Annotated in this window: 19 protein-coding genes; 5 read left to right on the top strand and 14 right to left on the bottom strand. The window is 62.5% G+C overall.

The genetic code is table 11. The annotated features are described in order from the left end of the window. Together AC1MHZ_RS03855 and AC1MHZ_RS03850 are read left to right on the top strand one after the other, a co-directional pair. Entirely contained in the window at positions 1–939 is a 939-nt protein-coding gene (locus AC1MHZ_RS03855; RefSeq protein ID WP_084855164.1) for an MlaD family protein, read from the top strand. Further along, the gene (locus AC1MHZ_RS03850) at positions 936–1,559 is read left to right on the top strand and encodes an ABC-type transport auxiliary lipoprotein family protein (RefSeq protein ID WP_084855165.1); all 624 of its coding nucleotides are present in this window, start codon (positions 936–938) and stop codon (positions 1,557–1,559) included. Before AC1MHZ_RS03855 ends, AC1MHZ_RS03850 begins: the two co-directional genes overlap by 4 nt. Here AC1MHZ_RS03850 and AC1MHZ_RS03845 read toward each other — a convergent pair. From AC1MHZ_RS03845 to AC1MHZ_RS03820, 6 genes are all read right to left on the bottom strand, one after another. Further along, positions 1,541–2,770 (bottom strand): nucleoside recognition domain-containing protein, encoded by a 1,230-nt coding sequence (locus tag AC1MHZ_RS03845; protein WP_084855166.1) that lies wholly within the window; start codon positions 2,768–2,770, stop codon positions 1,541–1,543. The genes AC1MHZ_RS03850 and AC1MHZ_RS03845 overlap by 19 nt on opposite strands. 223 nt (positions 2,771–2,993) lie before the next feature. Beyond that, positions 2,994–4,343 (bottom strand): glutamate/aspartate:proton symporter GltP, encoded by a 1,350-nt coding sequence (gene gltP, locus AC1MHZ_RS03840; protein ID WP_084855167.1) that lies wholly within the window; start codon positions 4,341–4,343, stop codon positions 2,994–2,996. Positions 4,344–5,067: 724 nt separating this feature from the next. After that, entirely contained in the window at positions 5,068–5,538 is a 471-nt protein-coding gene (locus tag AC1MHZ_RS03835) for an inhibitor of vertebrate lysozyme family protein (protein ID WP_084855168.1), read from the bottom strand. A gap of 2 nt (positions 5,539–5,540) precedes the next feature. Further along, positions 5,541–5,702, bottom strand: coding sequence for a DUF1328 domain-containing protein (locus tag AC1MHZ_RS03830; RefSeq protein ID WP_003252966.1), 162 nt, complete (start codon positions 5,700–5,702; stop codon positions 5,541–5,543). A gap of 34 nt (positions 5,703–5,736) precedes the next feature. After that, positions 5,737–6,021, bottom strand: coding sequence for a hypothetical protein (locus tag AC1MHZ_RS03825; RefSeq protein ID WP_084855169.1), 285 nt, complete (start codon positions 6,019–6,021; stop codon positions 5,737–5,739). A 174-nt stretch (positions 6,022–6,195) separates the two neighbouring features. Beyond that, positions 6,196–7,017 (bottom strand): BON domain-containing protein, encoded by an 822-nt coding sequence (locus AC1MHZ_RS03820; RefSeq protein WP_482966024.1) that lies wholly within the window; start codon positions 7,015–7,017, stop codon positions 6,196–6,198. 209 nt (positions 7,018–7,226) lie between these two features. Between AC1MHZ_RS03820 and algB the strand changes: the two genes are divergently transcribed. Next, positions 7,227–8,573 carry a sigma-54-dependent response regulator transcription factor AlgB gene (algB, locus tag AC1MHZ_RS03815; RefSeq protein ID WP_084855171.1) on the top strand — a complete coding sequence of 449 codons (1,347 nt, stop codon included), beginning with the start codon at positions 7,227–7,229 and terminating at the stop codon, positions 8,571–8,573. Next, on the top strand, positions 8,570–10,348 hold the full coding sequence (locus AC1MHZ_RS03810; protein WP_084855172.1) for a KinB sensor domain-containing domain: 1,779 nt from the start codon (positions 8,570–8,572) through the stop codon (positions 10,346–10,348). The genes algB and AC1MHZ_RS03810 overlap by 4 nt, the downstream gene beginning before the upstream one ends. 31 nt (positions 10,349–10,379) lie before the next feature. Here AC1MHZ_RS03810 and AC1MHZ_RS03805 read toward each other — a convergent pair whose 3' ends face one another. The 8 genes from AC1MHZ_RS03805 to AC1MHZ_RS03770 form a co-directional block, all read right to left on the bottom strand. After that, positions 10,380–11,978: an EAL domain-containing protein gene (locus tag AC1MHZ_RS03805; protein WP_084855173.1), complete on the bottom strand. Its 1,599-nt coding sequence runs from the start codon at positions 11,976–11,978 to the stop codon at positions 10,380–10,382. 97 nt (positions 11,979–12,075) lie between these two features. Further along, entirely contained in the window at positions 12,076–12,852 is a 777-nt protein-coding gene (locus AC1MHZ_RS03800; protein ID WP_084855174.1) for an N-acetylmuramoyl-L-alanine amidase, read from the bottom strand. Positions 12,853–12,929: 77 nt separating this feature from the next. Further along, a complete protein-coding gene (locus AC1MHZ_RS03795) occupies positions 12,930–13,325 on the bottom strand; it encodes a hypothetical protein (protein WP_084855175.1) in 396 nt (131 codons plus the stop codon). A gap of 95 nt (positions 13,326–13,420) precedes the next feature. Then, entirely contained in the window at positions 13,421–15,331 is a 1,911-nt protein-coding gene (locus tag AC1MHZ_RS03790; protein ID WP_084855176.1) for a GGDEF domain-containing protein, read from the bottom strand. Between the two features lie 28 nt (positions 15,332–15,359). Next, the gene (locus AC1MHZ_RS03785; protein WP_368828697.1) at positions 15,360–16,214 is read right to left on the bottom strand and encodes an endonuclease/exonuclease/phosphatase family protein; all 855 of its coding nucleotides are present in this window, start codon (positions 16,212–16,214) and stop codon (positions 15,360–15,362) included. Between the two features lie 12 nt (positions 16,215–16,226). Beyond that, a complete protein-coding gene (gene dsbA, locus AC1MHZ_RS03780) occupies positions 16,227–16,859 on the bottom strand; it encodes a thiol:disulfide interchange protein DsbA (RefSeq protein ID WP_324811997.1) in 633 nt (210 codons plus the stop codon). Positions 16,860–17,105: 246 nt separating this feature from the next. After that, positions 17,106–17,723 (bottom strand): c-type cytochrome, encoded by a 618-nt coding sequence (locus tag AC1MHZ_RS03775; protein ID WP_084855179.1) that lies wholly within the window; start codon positions 17,721–17,723, stop codon positions 17,106–17,108. A 31-nt stretch (positions 17,724–17,754) separates the two neighbouring features. Continuing rightward, entirely contained in the window at positions 17,755–18,057 is a 303-nt protein-coding gene (locus AC1MHZ_RS03770; RefSeq protein WP_084855180.1) for a c-type cytochrome, read from the bottom strand. A gap of 208 nt (positions 18,058–18,265) precedes the next feature. Between AC1MHZ_RS03770 and yihA the strand changes: the two genes are divergently transcribed. Next, entirely contained in the window at positions 18,266–18,898 is a 633-nt protein-coding gene (gene yihA / locus AC1MHZ_RS03765; protein ID WP_084855416.1) for a ribosome biogenesis GTP-binding protein YihA/YsxC, read from the top strand. Positions 18,899–19,277: the final 379 nt, after the last annotated feature.

Here is a 19,277-nt window from a genome sequence, read left to right as displayed (position 1 = left end):
ATGGAAACCCGAGCTCATCATGTCCTGATCGGCCTGGTCACCGTCCTGGTGGTGGCCGGTGCCATGCTGTTCGGCCTGTGGCTGACCAAGTCCAGCGTGGACGACACCTTCAAAGACTACGAAGTGGTGTTCAATGAGGCCGTTTCAGGGCTGTCCCGGGGCAGCCCGGTGCAATACAACGGCATCAAGGTCGGCGATGTCAGCACCCTGCGCCTTGACCCCAAGGACCCGCGCCGGGTACTGGCGCGCATTCGCCTGAGCGCCGATACCCCGGTCAAGGAAGACACCCAGGCCAAGCTGACCCTCGCCGGGGTCACCGGCAACGCGTTCATCCAGCTCAGCGGCGGCACACCGCAAAGCCCGGAGCTCAAGGGCAAGGACGGCAAGCTTCCGGTGATCGTGGCCTCGCCATCGCCCATCTCGCGCCTGCTCAGCGACAGCAGCGACCTGGTGACCAACGTCAACCTGCTGCTGCACAACGCCAACCAGATGTTCTCCGAAGGCAACATCGAGCGCCTGAGCAACACCCTGGCCAACCTGGAACAGACCACCGGCACCTTCGCTGACAACAAGGGCGGCATCAGCCAGGCCATCGAGCAACTGGCCGAAGTGGGCAAGCAGGCCAATGCCACCCTGGCCGAAACCCAGGCCTTGATGCACAACGCCAACGGGCTGCTCGGCAGCGAGGGCAGGCAGGCCTTCGACAGCGCCGAACAGGCCATGCAGTCACTGGCCGAAAGCACCGCAACCATTAACAGCCTGCTCAGGGACAACCGCGAAGCCCTCGACGACGGCGCTCAAGGCCTGAACCAGCTGGCCCCGGCCATCCGCGAGCTGCGCGAAACCTTGAATGCCCTCAAGGGCATCTCCCGCCGCCTGGAAGCAGACCCGAGCGGCTACCTGCTGGGCCGTGACAACAACAAGGAGTTCCAGCCATGAGACCGTCCCTGCGCCTCCTGGCGCTGGCCGCCACGCTGAGCCTGGCCACGGCCTGTTCGATCCTGCCGCAGAGCGAGCCGGTGGACATCTACCGCCTGCCGGTGAATCAGGCTGGCCGCACGGTCCCGCCGTTGGACTGGTCGCTGCGCCTGAACAAGCCGCTGGCCAGCGAAACCCTGGCCGGGCCTCGCATCGCGGTAATCCCCCAGGGCGATGTGATCAGCAGCTACAAAGGCGCGCGCTGGAGCGACCCGGTACCGCTGCTGGTACGCAACCGCCTGCTCGATGGGTTCCAGCGCGACGGTCGGGTGCAGCGCCTGAGCGCCGATGACAGCAACCTGCAAGCCGACTACGAGCTGGTCGGCGAGCTGCAGGCCTTCCAGAGCGAGTACCGTGCCGACGGTGCCGTGGAAGTGGTGATCCGCTATGACGCACGCCTGGTGCAAGGGCGCAGCCAGCGCATCCTCGCCAGCCACCGCTTCGAGGTGCGCCAGCCGCTGGGCGACAAGCAGGTCTCGGCGGTGGTCGGCGGTTTCGGCGCAGCGAGCGATCGGTTGGTAGGGCAATTGGTGGACTGGACGGTAGCCCAGGCCAGCCAGGCTCAGGCGAAGAACCAGTAGCAGACGCAGATCGCCGCAATCACCCCGGCAAGTTCGGCAAGCAGGGCGCAACCTACCGCGTGGCGTACGCGTTGGATGCCCACTGCGCCGAAATACACCGCCAGCACATAGAAGGTGGTCTCGGTACTGCCTTGTACGGTCGCCGCTACTAGTGCAGGGAAGCTATCGACACCGTGGGTCTGCATGGTTTCGATCAGCATGGCGCGCGCCGCGCTGCCGGAGAACGGCTTGACCAGTGCTGTGGGCAGGCCTTCGACGAAGCGGGTATCCAGGCCCATCCATTCGACGGTATGGCGAATACCGTCCAACGCCAGTTCCAGGGCGCCGGAGGCACGCAGCACGCCAACCGCGCAAAGCATGGCGACGAGGTACGGCAGCAGCCCCTTGGCCACGTCAAAACCTTCCTTGGCGCCCTCTACGAACGCTTCATAGACCTTGACCCGCCGTAACGCGCCGACGACCAGGAACACGACGATCACGCCGAACAGCGTCAGGTTGCCGAGGATCGACGACAGGCTGGCCAGCGCCGTCGCCGAGAGGGTGCCAAGAAACGCCATGAAGGCCCCCAGCAAAAGGGCGCCAGGCACCAGGTAGGCCAGTACCACCGGGTCCCAAAGGCGCAGGCGCTGCATTACCGCCACCGACAGCAGGCCCACCAGGGTCGAGGCGCTGGTGGCCAGCAGGATCGGCAGGAACACCAGGGTAGGGTCCATGGCGCCTTGCTGGGCGCGATACATGAAGATGGTCACCGGCAACAGGGTCAGCGACGAGGCGTTGAGCACCAGGAACAGGATCTGTGCGTTGCTCGCCGTGGTGCTGCTGGGGTTGAGGTCCTGCAGGGCGCGCATGGCCTTCAGGCCGATGGGCGTGGCCGCGTTGTCCAGGCCCAGGCCATTGGCGGCGAAGTTCATGGTGATCAGGCCCAGGGCAGGGTGGCCAGGCGGCACTTCGGGCATCAGCCGGGCGAACAGCGGGCCCAGAATCCTGGCCAGCCATTCGACGATGCCGGCCTGTTCGGCGATCTTCAGAAAGCCCAGCCAGAGGGTGAGGGTACCGAACAGCAGGACCATGACCTCCACCGAGAGCTTGGCCATGGCGAAGATGCTCTCGACCATCGCGGCGAAGATGCCGGCGTTGCCACCCACCAACCATTGGGCCAGGGCGGATACTGCCGCCACCAGGAAAAAGCCGAGCCAAAGGCCGTTGAGCATCCGTGTGTTCCCCCTGAAAAATGCTCCGAATGATAGCGGAATTGCAGGGTGGCTGTACCGGCCCAATCGCCGGCGAGCCGGCTCCCACAGCCTCTGAAAACAGCGCTGGACAGGTGGGAGCCGGCTTGCCGGCGATTGGGCCAGTACCGCCAACACTGATTTTCCTGTAGCCAACAAAAAGCCCCGACCAGGCGGGGCTTCTTGCACAACACACTGAACGCCTTTAAGGGTTCTGCTGGGCCGCTGGGGTCGGCTTGCCAGCCGCCACCACCGCCTCATGCTTGTTACCGGCCATCAGCGAGCTGTAGTAGCGCTCGCCCTTGGCAGCGTCGTACATGCCTTCCCAGCGGGCGACCACCAGTGCCGCCAGGGCGTTGCCGATCACGTTCAGGGCGGTGCGGGCCATGTCCATGATGCGGTCGACACCGGCGATGAAGGCCAGGCCTTCCAGCGGGATGCCCACGCTGCCCAGGGTCGCCAGCAGTACCACGAAAGAAACACCCGGTACACCGGCGATACCCTTGGAGGTGACCATCAGGGTCAACACCAGCAGCAGCTGCTGGCTCCAGGACAGGTCGATACCGTACAGCTGGGCGATGAAGATGGCCGCGATGCTCTGGTACAGGGTCGAACCGTCCAAATTGAACGAGTAACCGGTCGGGACCACGAAGCTGCAGATCGACTTCGGCGCACCGTAGGCTTCCATTTTCTCGATCACCCGCGGCAGCACGGTTTCCGAGCTGGAGGTGGAGTAGGCCAGGATCAGCTCGTCTTTCATGATGCGCATGATCTTGATGACCGAGAAGCCGAACAGGCGCGCCACCAGGCCCAGCACCATGAAGGCGAAGAAGGCGATGGCGAAGTACACCAGCAGTACCAGCTTGGCCAATGGCAACAGCGAGGCGAAGCCGAAGTTGGCGACGGTCACGGCGATCAGGGCGAACACGCCGATCGGGGCATAGTTCATGATCATGTGGGTGACCTTGAACATGGTCTCCGACACGCCCTGGAAGGTACGGACCAGCGGATCGCGCAAATCGCCCGGCAGGCTCGACAGACCCAGACCGAACATCACCGAGAAGAAGATGATCGGCAGCATCTCGCCACGGGCCACGGCCGCGAAGATGTTGGACGGAATCAGGTTCAACAGGGTCTCGATGAACGCATGCTCATGCTGCACTTCGGCCGCGGTGGCCTGGTACTTGGAGATGTCGACGGTACCCAGGGTGCTCATGTCGATGCCGGCACCCGGATGGAACAGGTTGGCCAGTACCAGGCCGACGACGATGGCGATGGTGGTCACCACCTCGAAGTAGACGATGGTCTTCAGGCCGATACTGCCCAGTTTCTTCGCGTCGCCAACCCCGGCGATGCCCACGATCAGCGACGAAATCACGATCGGGACGACGATCATCTTGATCAGGCGAATGAAGATGTCACCGGCTGGCTGCAGGACATTACTGATCCACCATGCCTTTTCTGCACTGAAATGGTTCAGCAGCGCGCCGATCGCAACGCCAAGGACGAGTCCGATGAGGATCTGCCAGGCGAGGCTCAGTTTTGCCTTCTTCATGTCATTACCCTTTCTTTTAATGGTCATGGGTGCCAGGCGGAAAAACGCATCCCAGAGCCTTTGGCAGCACATTGGGCAACGTTGGGCTTCCGTCCGGCGACGCCATCGAAGGTCACCGCAAGCGAGCGTCTGGGCGCTCGGGCCAGCGAAAAAGGCGGCAACTATTGCGACGGGAAGAGGGGCAGTCTAATGCCGGAAACGACTACCCCATGCCGAATCGGCATGAGGCTCGGAGGCAAAAACGAGCATCTGAGAGGGTTGGGCTTCCTGCGTTCGGATTTCCGAACAAGACCAAAGCGCCATTTTTCGGCAGATTTGACAGTGGTCATTTGGATGTTCCGACGCTTTGTTCGACAATCCGAATGGCGCCGAATAGGGCTGCACGGCGATGCACCTTGAGGAAAAAAATTTCGATGTACGGTCGAGGCAAAATGTGCCTCGGGATGAAAAAGCCAAACAATCGGCCCTTTCCTATATAGGCGCCTCGGAAGTCCGGCCTGGCACTTGTGTCGCCTGACACGCCGGCCATGACTTCCGATGCCGCCTTACCTGACCCGGCCCATGACGGAGGTACTCCCTGTACCCCTAGGCCACTCCGATCCTGAAGCAATCAGAACAGCCCGGCCCCCTGGTCATGCGCCACCCCTCCTCGGAGCGGCGCACCATAGAAGCCTGAAAGATAAAAAGGTTCAGCTTCTATCTGGTTACAAACCACGACCTTCGGTCAGTACCACTTCGGGTCGCGCTTGAGCTGCTCACGCAGCATGGCTTTCATGCCCTCGTCTGGGTCACCCAGCCAACGGTATTGCGCGTGGCGGGTAGGCGATTTGTCCGAAGGCAGGCCTTCGGGCACTTCAACGAGCATCCCGTAGGCATCATCCATGTCCCAACTGAACGCCACTATCAGGCGCTTGTAGGTGCAGTTGCTCTCGGATTCGCACAAGGGCCCGACCAGGTACTTGTCGCCATTCTCGGTAACGGCCGACATCTGCTCTTGAGAGCTGCCGCTGAGGTTGATCACCCAATCGGGCAGGCGTTCCTCGTCTTTTATGGTGTCCTGCCAGGTTTCTCGATATTCGGGGTCCGAACCGAGCAGTTGGCTGGCCCGGACCTGGCCGTCATTGGCCGCCATCGCCGCCGCGCTGCCGCCCAGAAGCAGGGCGGTAGCCAGGGCGTTGCATAGCATCCGGCTCATGCTCAACCTCTACCGCGTCCGAAGAAGAAGGAAGCCACGAACAGGACCAGGAAGACGATGAACAGGATCTTCGCGATACCCGTGGCGGCGCCGGCAATACCACCGAAGCCCAGCACGGCGGCGACAATGGCAATGATCAGGAAAGTGATGGCCCAACTCAGCATGATGGTTCTCCTTTCTTTTTCGAAATCTGTCCGGTCAGAACACCCAGCGTTCCTGAATGGCGACGCTCTCCAGGGTGTCGGACGAAACTTTTTCCGCTGGCAGCGGCGATGCCGCTCTCACCAGGGTGTTGGCACGAGTCGACTGCAACTGCGTCAACAATGCGGTCTGCGCCGCGACCTGCTCGGCGAGCCGTGAGGTCTGCCAGCTGTAGTAGAACTGGCCAGCGGCGAGCGTCAGCAGCAGGGCCAGGCCGAGGTACAGGCACTGGCGCCAGGGCAGTTCGGCGGTCTGCGAGCGGTTGACGGATTGGCGATTCATGCCGGCTCCTCCTGCTGTGTTTTTTATTCGAACCTGACAGGGAAGTTGCAGCCTGCATGCCAGCCCGGGCACTCTTTTAAAATCCTTTTATTTCAATGAGTTAGGCAAATTGGAAAACCTTCGTGGGCACGTATCCTGCACGATGGCCTTTTCAAGGTCGTGCGTTTTGCACGATCAGCCTTCGACTTTACTGGCCACTTTCAACAGGTCCGCGTCCACTCCTCTTACGCCGATGATCTGGCGTGCCACTTCGACGGCGATGGTTTTCTGCTCACTGCTGACCACCTCGCCTGAAAGGCGCACCAGGCCTTGTTCGCTGGCCACCTTGAGGTTGAGGCCGTCGAGGTTTCGGCTGAAGCGGTAGCTTGCCTGGATCTTGTCGACGATCCAGTTATCGCTCGGCTGCGGCCCGGTCGGCGCATCCACGGGTTTTTCCCGGGCCTTGGCCATGGCCGCGCTGTCCAGGCTGACGAGGTTGTTGACCAGATGCACCCCTTCGGTGGTACGCGCCAGTACGCCGGCAAGCTCCTTGGCCTCGGCGCTGTCGACCTTGCCGCGTAAAGTCACCACGCCCTCACGGCTCTCCACTTCGATCGGTGCGTTCTCGGTGACCGTGCTCCAAAGCAGTCGGGCGCGTATGACCGCAGCCAGCGTCGCGTCCTCCAACCGCTGGGCATAGGCGCGCAGTTCCAGCGGGCGCTCGACGAGTTGGGAGTTGACCCGCAGCTGGTTGTCGACCTGCTCGATACCACGGGTCGCCAAAGCGACATGCTCGGCCAGCTGGCGCTCCACCTCGTTCTCCACCTCGCCGGACAGCGTGGCGTTGGGCCCATCCACAGCCACCTCGATACGGAACGGGTTGAGCACCCGGTTGAGCGCCAGAGCCGTTTGCAGCGCACCTTCGAGGCGGGCGTTTTGCGCGGTATCGGCCAAGGCAGGCGTAAGCATGGGCAACAACAAGGCTGCCAGCAGGGCGGTTCGAGGGAATACAGGCATGGGAGCACCTCCTTTCGTGGCAAAAATTGAAGATCGTCGCAACTGCCATGCCAGTCGCATGGTCTGTCAAAACGCCCGATCTGTTTCGCATCGGTGAACGAACAGGCCAATGGCTAGCATGCAAACGACAGATTCCTTCAGAATGGACCATGCAACTTGCCCGATTTTTCCGACACTAATTGAGATCAATCCCGAAGGAGCGTAGGAAAATGGAATCAGCCCAGGACAACCAAGGCCGCATTCTGCTGGTGGATGATGAATCCGCAATCCTGCGAACCTTCCGCTACTGCCTCGAAGATGAAGGCTATAGCGTGGCCACGGCCAGCAGCGCTGCCCAGGCCGATGCCTTGCTGCAGCGCCAGGTGTTCGACCTGTGCTTCCTCGATTTGCGCCTGGGCGAAGACAACGGCCTCGACGTACTCGCCCAGATGCGCATCCAGGCCCCCTGGATGCGCGTGGTCATCGTGACAGCCCACTCCGCGGTGGACACCGCGGTGGATGCCATCCAGGCCGGCGCCGCCGATTACCTGGTCAAGCCATGCAGCCCGGATCAATTGCGCCTTGCCACCGCCAAGCAGCTGGAGGTCCGCCAGCTGTCGGCACGCCTGGAGGCGCTGGAAGGCGAAGTACGCAAGCCCAAGGACGGCCTGGACTCCCACAGCCCAGCGATGATGGCAGTACTGGAAACCGCCCGGCAGGTGGCGAGCACCGATGCCAACATTCTCATCCTCGGCGAGTCAGGCACCGGCAAGGGCGAACTGGCACGCGCCATCCACGGCTGGAGCAAGCGAACGCGCAAGGCCTGCGTGACCATCAACTGCCCGTCGCTGAATGCCGAACTGATGGAAAGCGAACTGTTCGGCCATACCCGCGGGGCCTTTACCGGCGCCAGCGAAAGCACCCTGGGGCGGGTCAACCAGGCCGACGGCGGCACCCTGTTCCTCGATGAGATCGGCGATTTCCCCCTGACCTTGCAACCCAAGCTGCTGCGTTTCATCCAGGACAAGGAATACGAGCGGGTCGGCGACCCGGTCACCCGCCGCGCCGATGTCCGCATCCTTGCCGCGACCAACCTCAATCTCGAGGAAATGGTCCGCGACGGGCGCTTCCGTGAAGACCTGCTCTATCGCCTGAACGTCATCACCCTGCACCTGCCGCCGCTGCGTGAGCGCAGCGAAGACATCCTTACCCTGGCCGAGCGCTTTCTGGCCCGCTTCGTCAAAGAATACGCACGCCCGGCCCGGGTGTTCAGCGACGAGGCGCGCACGGCGCTGCTCAACTACCGCTGGCCTGGCAACATCCGGGAACTGCGCAACGTTGTGGAACGGGCGAGCATCATCTGCCCACAGGAACGGGTGGAAATCGCCCACCTGGGCATGGCCGAAGCGCCCACCAGCAACGCTCCGCGTATCGGCGCCGCCTTGAGCCTGGACGAGCTTGAGCGCGCGCACATCGGCGCGGTCCTGGCAGCCAGCGATACCCTGGACCAGGCGGCCAAAACCTTGGGTATCGATGCCTCGACCCTGTACCGCAAGCGCAAGCAGTACAACCTATGAAATGGCCGATGAAGCTGCGTACGCGGCTTTTCCTGAGCATCTCGGCGCTGGTCAGCGTCGCCTTGCTTGGTCTGTTGCTCGGGCTGGTGAGCGTGGTGCAGATGGCCACCGTTCACCAGCGGCTGGTGGAGGAAACCACGCGAACACTGGAGATTGGGCTGAAGCTGCGGCAAAACCTCGGTGAGCAGTTGACCCTGATTCTCGACGAAAACACCGACTCGCGCAGCCTGCTGGCGTTGCAGGAAGATTTCCAGTCCCTGCTCAACCAGGACCTGGCCGAAGGCGCAGAACGTACCGCTTTCAGCAAGACCAGCAGCAACTACCAGGCGTTTCTCCAGGCCTACCGAGACAGTACGGCACCCGCGCGAAACATGAGCCCCGACCTGCCGCTGGGAGCTGCCTTCCACCAGGTCCGCAACGACCTCATCGACTCCCACAGGCAGGCCCTTGAACACATCACCAGCGCAGAGGCCCATACCCGCGATCGCGCCTTGCTGGTCAGTGGTCTGCTCAGCCTGCTTGGCCTGGCAGTACTGGTACTGGGGTTCGCCACCGCACACAACATCGCCCAGCGCTTCGGCCAGCCGATCGAGGCCTTGGCCAAGGCCGCCGACCAGGTCGGCCAAGGCAACTTCGATGTCACCTTGCCGGTCACCCAGGCCAGCGAGCTCAACCAGCTCACCCGGCGCTTCGGGCTGATGGCCGATGCCTTGCGCAAGCACCAGGCTACCAATGTCGATGAATTGCTGGCCGGCCAGCAACGCCTTCAGGCAGTGCTCGACAGCATCGACGACGGCCTGCTGATCATCGACCGCCAGGGTTGCCTGGAGCACCTGAACCCCGTGGCCCAGCGCCAACTGGGCTGGGATGCTGGCCGAATTGGCAGCGGCCTGGCCGAGGCGTTGCAACGCCCCGAACTGGAGCAGCAACTTCGCCAGGTCTTGCGCGGCGGTAGCCTGGACCGGCCGCCCGATGACCTGAGCATCGAAATAGACGAGGAGACCCGGCTGCTGACCTACAGCCTTACGCCGGTCTGCCACCCACAGGGGCCAATCCTGGGCGCCGTGATGGTGCTGCATGACGTTACCGAGCAACGTGCCTTCGAACGGGTTCGCAGTGAATTCGTCCTGAGAGCCTCCCACGAATTGCGCACGCCGGTCACCGGCATGCACATGGCCTTCGGCCTGCTGCGCGAGCGCGTGAGCTTTCCACCCGAAGCGCGAGAGAACGACCTGCTCGAGACCATTGGCGAGGAAATGCAGCGCCTGACCCAGCTGATCAACGACCTGCTCAACTTCTCCCGCTACCAGAGTGGCCTGCAGAAGCTGGAGCTGGCCCCTTGCGCCATCGACCAGTTGCTTGAGCATGCTCAGGCGCGCTTCGCCGAGCTGGCCGCGCAGAAGGAGATCGAGTTGTTCATCGACCTGGAGTCGCCTTTGCCACGTATCCAGGCGGATGTGGCCCAACTGGACCGAGTATTGGACAACCTGCTGCACAACGCCATCCGCCATACCGCCAGCGGCGGGCGCATCCGCCTGCACGCGCGGCGGCATGCCGAACGGGTGATCATCGGGGTCGAGGACAACGGCGAAGGCATCGCCTATGGCCAACAAGGCCGAATCTTCGAGCCGTTCGTCCAGGTCGGTCGCAAGAAGGGCGGTGCCGGGCTTGGCCTGGCCTTGTGCAAGGAAATCGTCCAGCTGCATGGTGGCCGCATGGGCGTGTACTCCCGGCCTGGGCAGGGCACCCAGTTCTACATGGCCTTGCCTGTCTAGTGTGGTGTTATTTGTGAAACACCACACTCGGCTACCTGCGGTTGCGCCGCTCGCGGGTGACGAGCACGGTGAACTGGCGGGCGGTGAGTGGGTGAGCGAACAGCCAGCCCTGGCCGTAATTGACCCCTTCGCTGTTGAGCAGTACCGCCTGATCTTCGCATTCGATGCCCTCGGCGATCACCCGCAAGTGCAGGGAATGGGCCATGCGGATGATATGCGGCGCTACGCCACTGCTCGCCGCATCGTGGCCCAAGGCATCGACGAAGGCCTTGTCGATCTTCAGACAGTCCACCGGCAGGGTCTGCAAGTAAGCCAGGCTGCAGTAGCCGGTGCCGAAGTCGTCGATTAGCACCTGATGGCCCACGGCCCTCAGGGCCTGCAGGTTGTTACGCGCCACCACCACATCGATCAGGCCACGTTCAGTCACTTCGAAGGCTATCTGGCTGGCAGCCACCCGGTGATGCGCCAGTAGCCGGGCCGCCACCCGGCCGATACGGGGGACCATGACATCGCACGCTGCGAGGTTAACCGAGATATACAGTTCAGGGTTGGCCCGCAGCAACTGGCTCAGCTGCTCCAGTACCCGCTGCAGGACGAAGTCGGTTATCTGGCGGATCTGCCCGGTGTTCTCGGCCAAGGGGATGAACAGCTCCGGGCTGGTCAGGGTGCCATCGGGCCGTAGCCAGCGCACCAGCGCCTCGGCACCGACGCAGCGCCGGCTGTTCAATTCGAAGATCGGCTGGTAGAGCACCTGCAACTCTCCCCGGCGCAGGGCGTTCTGCAATTCCGAACTCATCGATCGCCGTTGCAGAATCAGCTGCAGGACCAGCCAGCCGATGCAGCACGCCAACACCAGGCTGCCAGGGAACAACAGCCAGAGCATACCGTTCATTTTCAGGGGCAGGCTTGCTCGCGGCGCGATCAGCACCAGTTGGTAGTCCGGCGATTTGGTCTGCATGTAATAGAGCAGCCGGTCATCCTGTTCCACCAGGGGCTGGCGCGACGGCGGCGGCCAATCAGCCGCCGGCGGCCAGCGCTGGGGCGGGCCAAGCACCGGGATGGCGCGGCTGCCGTGGTCGAGGACCACCAACACGCTGCTGCCCAGGGGCAGGTCGACCACATCGGTGAGGTGCCCCCGCGAAGTGGAGACCAGGAACTTGCCCCGGCCAAGCATCAACGCCGCCAGGTTCTCGTTAGGCTCAGTGGAGGTATTGAGCCAATAGCTGTAGGTCGGCCCTTGGATGTCCGGGGCCCGGAATGGCTCGATGGCTCGTTCGCCGCCGCGGTTGGAGCACGCTTCGGCACCATCGACGTACGCCGCCTCATAGATGAAACGCGAACTCAGCCCCACTTGCTGCAACGCGGCGATCATTGCGGCATCGCAACCACGCAACGGTTGCGCCTGGAGCTGGTCGACCCCTTCGCGCAGTTGCCCGAAGATCTGTTCCAGCCGCTCCAGGAAACGCTCGCCCCGGGCATTCATCTGCGCGCTTTCGTTCTGCTTCACCTGCTGGAAGGCCACGCCGAGGCTTGCCGTGAGCAACAGGACGGCGCTGGAAAATGCGGCCAGCCCAGCCAGCATCCAGGGACGGTGGAAAAATTGACGCAGTGCCGCAAGGAACGCTGACATCGCAGACATCCAGTTGATTACCAAGAGGTATAGCAACTGTGCACGCGGTCAGCGTTGCCGTTGGGCGCAATCCCGGCCCGTTCGGGGCAATAACCGATCAGCGTGTGCGGTTGAGCACCTGCAGCATGGCGGCGGTCTGGGCGTCAGGCATGCCATCGAAGCGCTGCGGGCGGAAGCGCATTTGGAAAGCCGCGATTACGTGACGGGTGGACACATCCAGCTCGCCGGTCTGGTCGATGGCGTAGCCGAAGCGTGCCAGCTGCTGCTGATACCAGGTGATCGTCGGTGGGTTGACGCTGAAGTAGGCCTGCTGGCGAGCCACCGCATTGGCCTCTGGCCACACGCCCAGCCCAGCATCGGCCAGGCGTTTCCAGGGGAACATCGGCCCCGGGTCGAGCTTGCGCAACGGTGCGATGTCGCTGTGGCCAATGATGTGCCGGGGGTCGATATTGTTGCGCTTGACGATGTCCTTGAGCAGGGCGATCAACGCCTGGACCTGCGCCTCGCTGTAGGGGTGCCAGACTCGCCCGTTGGGCGTGTCGGTGTAGCCTGGGTTGACGATTTCAATGCCGATGGAGCTGGAGTTCAGCCAGGTGCGGCCTTGCCATTGGCTATCGCCGGCATGCCAGGCCCGGCGGCTCTCGTCGACCAGCTGGTAGACCGTGGCCGGCCCGTCGCCGATCAGGTAGTGGCTGCTAACCTCGCCATGGGTCAGCAGGGCCAGGGAGCGTTCCAACGAAGCGTTGGTGTAGTGCAGGACCACGAACTGGATACGGCTGTCGTGGTTGACCGAAGGGTGATTGCGGTCGATGCGCAAGCCAGTGGAACAGCCCACAAGCAACAAGAGCAACAGCCCGCCAAATAGCGTTTTCATGAAAGAGGGCACATCAATGATTGCGTAAGCGCTACAGTATAACGTGCCCCCTGGTCCGGTGCTTCAGTAAGCGACCATCAGCGGGTGCACATGACAAGGAATTCCAGCGAGTTGTCACCACTGCTTCCGTTCTTGTCGACCAATTGGGTCATCACATCGACTTTGGCCACCACGGGTTTACCGATGACCTTGGCCTGCCCATACAGCTGCCGGTCGTAATCGCTCGCATCGATGGGGGACACACTGCAAAAGCCGGGGTCCTGGTGAACGAGACGCTTGTTCAGATGAAGCTTGTACAAACTGAAGTAGTTTGGCTGAGGCTGGTGCTCGACCTTCACGATCCATTCCGGCCATTGCCGAAGAACCGTACCATCCGCCGCCACATGGGCGGTGAACAGGTGTTCCTTGGCCACTACGGAAGTCTGAATACCCAGACCGATTACCAATGCTGCAAGCCCTTTGGTGATTTTCATCAGCTACTCCTGTCTGATCAACGCGCCGTCGCCTGACCATCAGGCATACGGCAGGCAATTGTCAGACCGAGACAGGTGTCAGTTGCAGTACATATCTATGCCTGTTCCACCCGGTTGCGCCCCTGGTCCTTGGCGCGGTAGAGCGCGGCATCGGCACGCTTGAGCACCTGGTCGGCGCGCTCACCGACGCGGAACGCACTGAAACCGATGGAGGTGGTGATGACCACCCGTTCTCCCTTGAAGTGGAACGGGCAGGCCTCGACCGTCGCCCGCAGCACCTCTGCCAGCTTGGCGCCGACCTCCGGAGCGGTCTGCGGCAGCAGCAGAACGAACTCCTCCCCGCCGAAACGGGCAATGAAGTCCTGCCCACGCAGGCGTTTGCGCAGCTGGCTCGCGACGATCTTCAGCACTTTGTCCCCGGCCAGGTGGCCATAGCTGTCGTTGATGCGCTTGAAGTGGTCGAGGTCGAGGATCGCCATCAGCAGGTTGCCGCCTTGGGTCTGCCATTTCTTCACTTCCTGCTCCACACGCTCCGACCAGGCCGCGCGGTTGGGCAGGCCGGTCAGGGGGTCGAGCAGGGCCTTCTGGCGCTGCTCCTCCAGGTGCTCGCGATAGCCGTGAGCTTCCTGCTCCATGTTCTGCACGCGCTCGGCCAGGCCTTGCAGGCGGCTCGCCAGCTCCTGTTCACGGCGGTCGCGCTCGTGCTGGTGTTCGTCCATGGTGGACAACAGGCCTTCCAGGCGGGTCTCCAGCACGCGCTTGAGGCTACCCAGGTCAGCCGCGCCCTGGACGCTGCTCTGCAGCCCGTCGACCTGCTCACGCAACTGGTGATCCAACTGGCGGGCAGCGCTGCTGTTGTCGGCATGCCCGGCACTGGCCTCGTGCAGATGGCTCTGGAAGGTGGCCAGGCGTTCGTTGAGCTGTTGCAGGTAGGCCTCGAATTCATGCTGGCCGCTGTCGGTGATCGCCAGCATCAGCACGGCCAGGTCATCCAGTACCGGGATCAGCTCGTACCAGTTCAGCCCCCGTGACACCCGCTCACGCATGGCCTGCGCCTGGGCCTTGTAGGGCTCCGGCAGGCTCAGGTCATCGAGCAACCCGATCAACGTCTGCTCGATGTGCATGGCAACCATGCTGTAGGGCGGTTCGACGGCATCGGGCAGGGCGAAGGAGCCCTCGCCGGGGCCATCCAGAGTTGTCATCGGCAAGGCCTCTGGCGCCTCGACCTCGACCGGTTGCGGTTGCAGCTCTGGCGCCGGGGGCTGGGTGGCAGGTGCCAAGACCATTTCTTCCGAGGGCGTCATCGGGTCGATGGGCTGCGCCTGCGCGTCTGGCTCGTCCAGGGGAGGGGTTGGTTCTTGCGGCTCAGCCAAACGTTGCAGGGCATCCACGTCGACCGGAAGCGAAGGTTCACTTGGCGGTTGAGGTGCGGGGTCGACATGAGTGACATCTACCGATGCGGCGGCGGGCTCCGCCTCGGCCTCACGACCGCCAAACAGCCGCTGGAGAAAGCCTGGCCGTATGTCTTCGTCCGGTCGTTGCAGCGCGCTCAACGCCCGCCCCTGCAGACCACTGAGCTCGCTCAGCAGGGGCGGTAACTCGCGGGATTGGCTGACACCCACCTCAAGCTTCTTGGACAGCTTTTTCAGCGGGCGAGCCACCTCGCCGGGCAACGACAGGCCCTGCAGCTGGTCAACCAACGCTGTCAGCGCCTCGCTGACCTGGGTCATGCGCGTCTCGCGGCGCTGCTCGGAGTCGAGCACGGCCTTTTCCAGGCGTGGCAGCAGCCCTGCCAGGCCAGCATCCATATTGTCGCTGCGGATGACTTCGCGCAGCTCCTTCATGCACTGGTCGACAGTCTTGTCGCTACCCTCGGCCGCCAAGGTGCTGCGCACCAGACCACGACGCAACAGGTCCAGGCGAGCCTCCCAGCGGCGCTCGAGCTGCTCTTGTCGTTCAATGCTCTTGAGGTACTTCTCTTTCCAGCGCTCGCCTTCGTCTGTCATGCCTGAATCCGCGAACCGGTGATGGCAACTAGCCCAAAACCGGCAGCGTATCCACAGTCAATGCATCAGGCAAACGAATCTCGACGGCAACCGGAAGGTGATCGGAAATCGGCTGGGCCAATACCTCGACCCGTTCCAGGGTCAGGCTTGGGCTGAGCAGGATATGGTCCAGGCAACGCTGCGGGCGCCAGCTGGGGAACGTAGCCTCGACCTGGGGGGCGACCAGCCCAAGGTCACGCAGCGGCGAATGCTCGAGCAGGTCGGTGGCGTGGGTGTTCATGTCTCCCATCAGCACCTGGTGGCGATAGCCGCCAATCAACTCGCGCACGTAGGCCAGTTGCCGGGCACGGGTCTTGGCACCCAGGGCCAGGTGCATCATCACCACGATCAGAGCATCGTCGCCTTCGCCGAAACGTACCAGGATCGCACCGCGGCCGGCAGGACCGGGCAGGGGATGGTCCTCCAGGTGCTGGGGCTTGAGCCGGCTGAGCACACCATTGCTGTGCTGTGCGAAACGGCCCAGGTTGCGGTTCAATTGCTGGTACCAATAGGGGAAGGCACCGAGCTGGGCCAGGTGTTCGACCTGATTGATATAACCCGACCGCAGGCTGCCGCCATCGGCTTCCTGCAAGGCCACCAGGTCGAAATCGGCAAGCAGGTCGCCGATTTTCTGCAGGTTGCCGGCACGCCCGTTGTGCGGCAGCAAGTGCTGCCAGCTGCGGGTCAGGTAGTGCCGGTAGCGCTCGGTGCTGATGCCCACCTGGATATTGAAGCTGAGCAACCGCAGACGCCCGTCCTCAGGCAGGCCAGGGGCCTGCAGGTGGTGTTCGTTGACCTGCGGTTGTCGCAGGCCAACCAGACGGGTGGACCGAAAGCGGTTCATGGGCAACGCCGCTTACTTGGCGGCGCGCTCCTTGGCGATCAGCTGGTCGGCGACATCCAGCACGCCTTCCGGCCCGCCGGCGGTACCCAGGTCGAAGCGGTACTTGCCGTTGACCACCATGCTCGGCACGCCGGTGATTTCGTATTTCTTCGCCAGGTCCTTGGCCTGCTGCACCTGGCCTTTGATGGCGAAGGAATTGAAGGTGGCGAGGAACTTGCCCTTGTCCACACCCTGGGTGGCCAGGAAGTCGGCCATTTCCTCAGGCTTGGTCAGGCGCTTGCGCTGGTTCTGGATGGCATCGAAGACCGCGGCGTGGACCTTGTGCTCGACACCCATGGCTTCGAGGGTCAGGAACATCTGGCCGTGGGCGTCCCAAGGGCCGCCGAACATGGCCGGTACGCGCTTGAAGTGAACATCGGCCGGCAGTTTCTCGGCCCATGGATTGATGGTCGGTTCGAAGTGGTAGCAATGCGGGCAGCCGTACCAGAACAGCTCGACGACTTCGATCTTGCCCGGTTCGGAAACAGGGACAGGGTTGCTCAGCTCGAAATACTGCTGGCCCTCGACAGGCTCCGCAGCCTGGACGGCGGTCATTCCGAATACGCTGGCGGCGACCAGCGCAGCGCTGAGAATCAGTTTACGCATGCTTTACTCCTGAGCAGTCATTGGTCGCCTCGACGCGACCGGTACTGTGACCGGCCGGGAAGGGCTCGAGTTCTCTAGTGTACGGCTACGGACGGAAAAAAGGACGGCCCGAGCCGCCCTTTCATCTTTGCCGCACAGCATTAACCGAATGTTAATGCATGGGCCGGTTCGCGGGTAAAGCCGCTCCCACAGGTACAACGCCAGCCTTGCAGGAGCCGGCTTGCCGGCGATAGGACCCCACAGACCTCAGTGCAGCCCCTGGATATAGCTGGCCAAGGCCTCGATGTCCTTGTTGCTCAGCTTGCTGGCGATCGAACGCATGGTCATGGCATCGCCGTCGTTGGTGCGGTTGCCTTCACGGAAGTCGGTGAGCTGCTTGGCCACGTACTGAGCATGCTGGCCGCCCAGGTGCGGGAAACCGGCCAGGGCGATGCCAGCGCCGTTCGGCGAGTGGCAGCCCGTGCAGGCCGGCATGCCTTTCTCCAGGTCTCCGCCGTTGAACAGCGCCCGGCCACGCTCGACCAGTTTCGGATCGGCTGCGCCGACGCTGCCTTTCTGGCTGGAGAAATAGGCAGCGATATCGGCCAGGTCCTGGTCGCTGAAGTTGGCCAGCATGCCGGTCATTTCCAGCACGGTACGCTTGCCGGACTTGATATCGTGCAGTTGTTTTTCGAGGTAGCGCTGGCCTTGGCCGGCGAGTTTGGGGAAGTTCGGCGCCAAGCTGTTGCCATCGGGGTTGTGGCAGGCTCCACAGACAGCTGTCTTGGCCTGGCCGGCAGCAGCATCGCCTTTGATGGGTTGCGCAGCATTGGCCGCACCTGCGACACCCATGGTCAACAGCAGACTCACGAATAGTTTGTTCATCAGCTAATCCAACACGGCTAGGGGTGAAATGTTATGTATCGGGGCTGCCGCTCATCCAGAGGATGAGGTTGCGGTAGTCCTCGTTACTGCAATCCATGCACAATCCACGCGGCGGCATAGCCTTGAAACCCTGGGTAACATGTGCCACCAGTGTCTCCATGCCTTGCGCCAGCCTGGGTTCCCATGCTGCCCGGTCTCCCTGTTTAGGGGCCTGGGGCAACTGGCCGGCGTGACAGGCCGCACAGGTGCGGTTGTACAACGCCTCGGGATCCTGTGTAGCCTGAGCGCTGAAAATCGGCAGGAACAAACCGACAGCAAGCAGCCATTTCGCCATGCGCAACGACCTTTCAGGGTTGGGGGCCGCGCTGCGTTCTGATGCGCGAGCTATTGTTCGACACCCCATGCACATCACCCTACGCCGGGATAATGCGCACACAAAAACTGGGGCATTATATACTTCCGCCATCCAAACGGAAACGACACCGCTTGCCGCGCCCAGTGCCTGAATGGCGGGCTTTGGCAACACCCACATCGGATATCCCATGCAAGTCAAAAACCCCATCCTCGGCCTCTGCCAGAAAGCCAAATTCGCCCTCAGCGCCGCCAAGGTCGAACAATGCCCTCAAGACCAGGGTTACGAGGTGGCTTTCGCCGGCCGTTCCAACGCCGGCAAATCCAGCGCCCTCAACACCCTGACCCATGCCAGCCTGGCGCGTACCTCCAAGACCCCGGGTCGCACTCAGTTGTTGAATTTCTTCAGTCTGGACGATGAACGGCGTTTGGTCGACCTGCCGGGCTACGGATATGCAAAAGTGCCGATTCCGCTCAAGCAGCACTGGCAGCATCACCTGGAGGCCTACCTGGGCAGCCGCGAGTGTCTGCGCGGGGTGATCCTGTTGATGGACGTGCGTCACCCGATGACCGATTTCGACAAGATGATGCTCGATTGGTCCAAGGCCAGCGCCATGCCCATGCACATCCTGCTGACCAAGGCCGACAAACTCACCTTCGGCGCGGCCAAGAACACGCTGCTCAAGGTGCAATCGGAAATCCGCAAGGGCTGGGGCGACGGGGTGACCATCCAGCTGTTCTCGGCCCCCAAGCGCATGGGCCTGGAAGAAGCCTACGGCGTGCTGGCCGAGTGGATGGAGCTGGAAGACAAGCCAGGCATTTGAAGGTTTGCTCGTAACCTGTGAGAGCGGGCTTACCCGCGAATGCGGCGGTGCATCCGACATCGCATTCGCGGGTAAACCCGCTCCCACAGGGTTCTCTACAAGCCATAAGTCAAATTCCGGGCAAAAAAAACCCCGGACTTCGTATGGGGAGGGAGAAGTTCGGGGTTCAAGTCCGGACCGCTAGGGCGGGGTCCGGGTATCTGCCAACACTTAACACAACATAGGAGCATCGAAAGGCTTCACCAGCCATTCAGTTACTCTGAGTCCCGGTTCACCGGTTTAGTTCCAAAGCCCTGGAAACTATTTGCGATAGTTTCATGAAACTTGAGAACCCCTGGCACTGAGCCTTAGCGGATCCACGACACCACGTCGCAGATCC

It is taken from the genome of Pseudomonas sp. FA-1 (assembly GCF_056856075.1).
Note: the sequence above shows the minus strand (reverse complement) of the source record. Positions and strands in the feature narration are given on the sequence as shown.

Coding starts and splice junctions, on each gene's coding strand:
- AC1MHZ_RS03855 (WP_084855164.1), top strand. CDS start 1: ATGGAAACCCGAGCTCATCATGTCCTGATCGGCCTGGTCACCGTCCTG.
- AC1MHZ_RS03850 (WP_084855165.1), top strand. CDS start 936: ATGAGACCGTCCCTGCGCCTCCTGGCGCTGGCCGCCACGCTGAGCCTG.
- AC1MHZ_RS03845 (WP_084855166.1), bottom strand. CDS start 2,770: ATGCTCAACGGCCTTTGGCTCGGCTTTTTCCTGGTGGCGGCAGTATCC.
- gltP (WP_084855167.1), bottom strand. CDS start 4,343: ATGAAGAAGGCAAAACTGAGCCTCGCCTGGCAGATCCTCATCGGACTC.
- AC1MHZ_RS03835 (WP_084855168.1), bottom strand. CDS start 5,538: ATGAGCCGGATGCTATGCAACGCCCTGGCTACCGCCCTGCTTCTGGGC.
- AC1MHZ_RS03830 (WP_003252966.1), bottom strand. CDS start 5,702: ATGCTGAGTTGGGCCATCACTTTCCTGATCATTGCCATTGTCGCCGCC.
- AC1MHZ_RS03825 (WP_084855169.1), bottom strand. CDS start 6,021: ATGAATCGCCAATCCGTCAACCGCTCGCAGACCGCCGAACTGCCCTGG.
- AC1MHZ_RS03820 (WP_482966024.1), bottom strand. CDS start 7,017: ATGCCTGTATTCCCTCGAACCGCCCTGCTGGCAGCCTTGTTGTTGCCC.
- algB (WP_084855171.1), top strand. CDS start 7,227: ATGGAATCAGCCCAGGACAACCAAGGCCGCATTCTGCTGGTGGATGAT.
- AC1MHZ_RS03810 (WP_084855172.1), top strand. CDS start 8,570: ATGAAATGGCCGATGAAGCTGCGTACGCGGCTTTTCCTGAGCATCTCG.
- AC1MHZ_RS03805 (WP_084855173.1), bottom strand. CDS start 11,978: ATGTCAGCGTTCCTTGCGGCACTGCGTCAATTTTTCCACCGTCCCTGG.
- AC1MHZ_RS03800 (WP_084855174.1), bottom strand. CDS start 12,852: ATGAAAACGCTATTTGGCGGGCTGTTGCTCTTGTTGCTTGTGGGCTGT.
- AC1MHZ_RS03795 (WP_084855175.1), bottom strand. CDS start 13,325: ATGAAAATCACCAAAGGGCTTGCAGCATTGGTAATCGGTCTGGGTATT.
- AC1MHZ_RS03790 (WP_084855176.1), bottom strand. CDS start 15,331: ATGACAGACGAAGGCGAGCGCTGGAAAGAGAAGTACCTCAAGAGCATT.
- AC1MHZ_RS03785 (WP_368828697.1), bottom strand. CDS start 16,214: ATGAACCGCTTTCGGTCCACCCGTCTGGTTGGCCTGCGACAACCGCAG.
- dsbA (WP_324811997.1), bottom strand. CDS start 16,859: ATGCGTAAACTGATTCTCAGCGCTGCGCTGGTCGCCGCCAGCGTATTC.
- AC1MHZ_RS03775 (WP_084855179.1), bottom strand. CDS start 17,723: ATGAACAAACTATTCGTGAGTCTGCTGTTGACCATGGGTGTCGCAGGT.
- AC1MHZ_RS03770 (WP_084855180.1), bottom strand. CDS start 18,057: ATGGCGAAATGGCTGCTTGCTGTCGGTTTGTTCCTGCCGATTTTCAGC.
- yihA (WP_084855416.1), top strand. CDS start 18,266: ATGCAAGTCAAAAACCCCATCCTCGGCCTCTGCCAGAAAGCCAAATTC.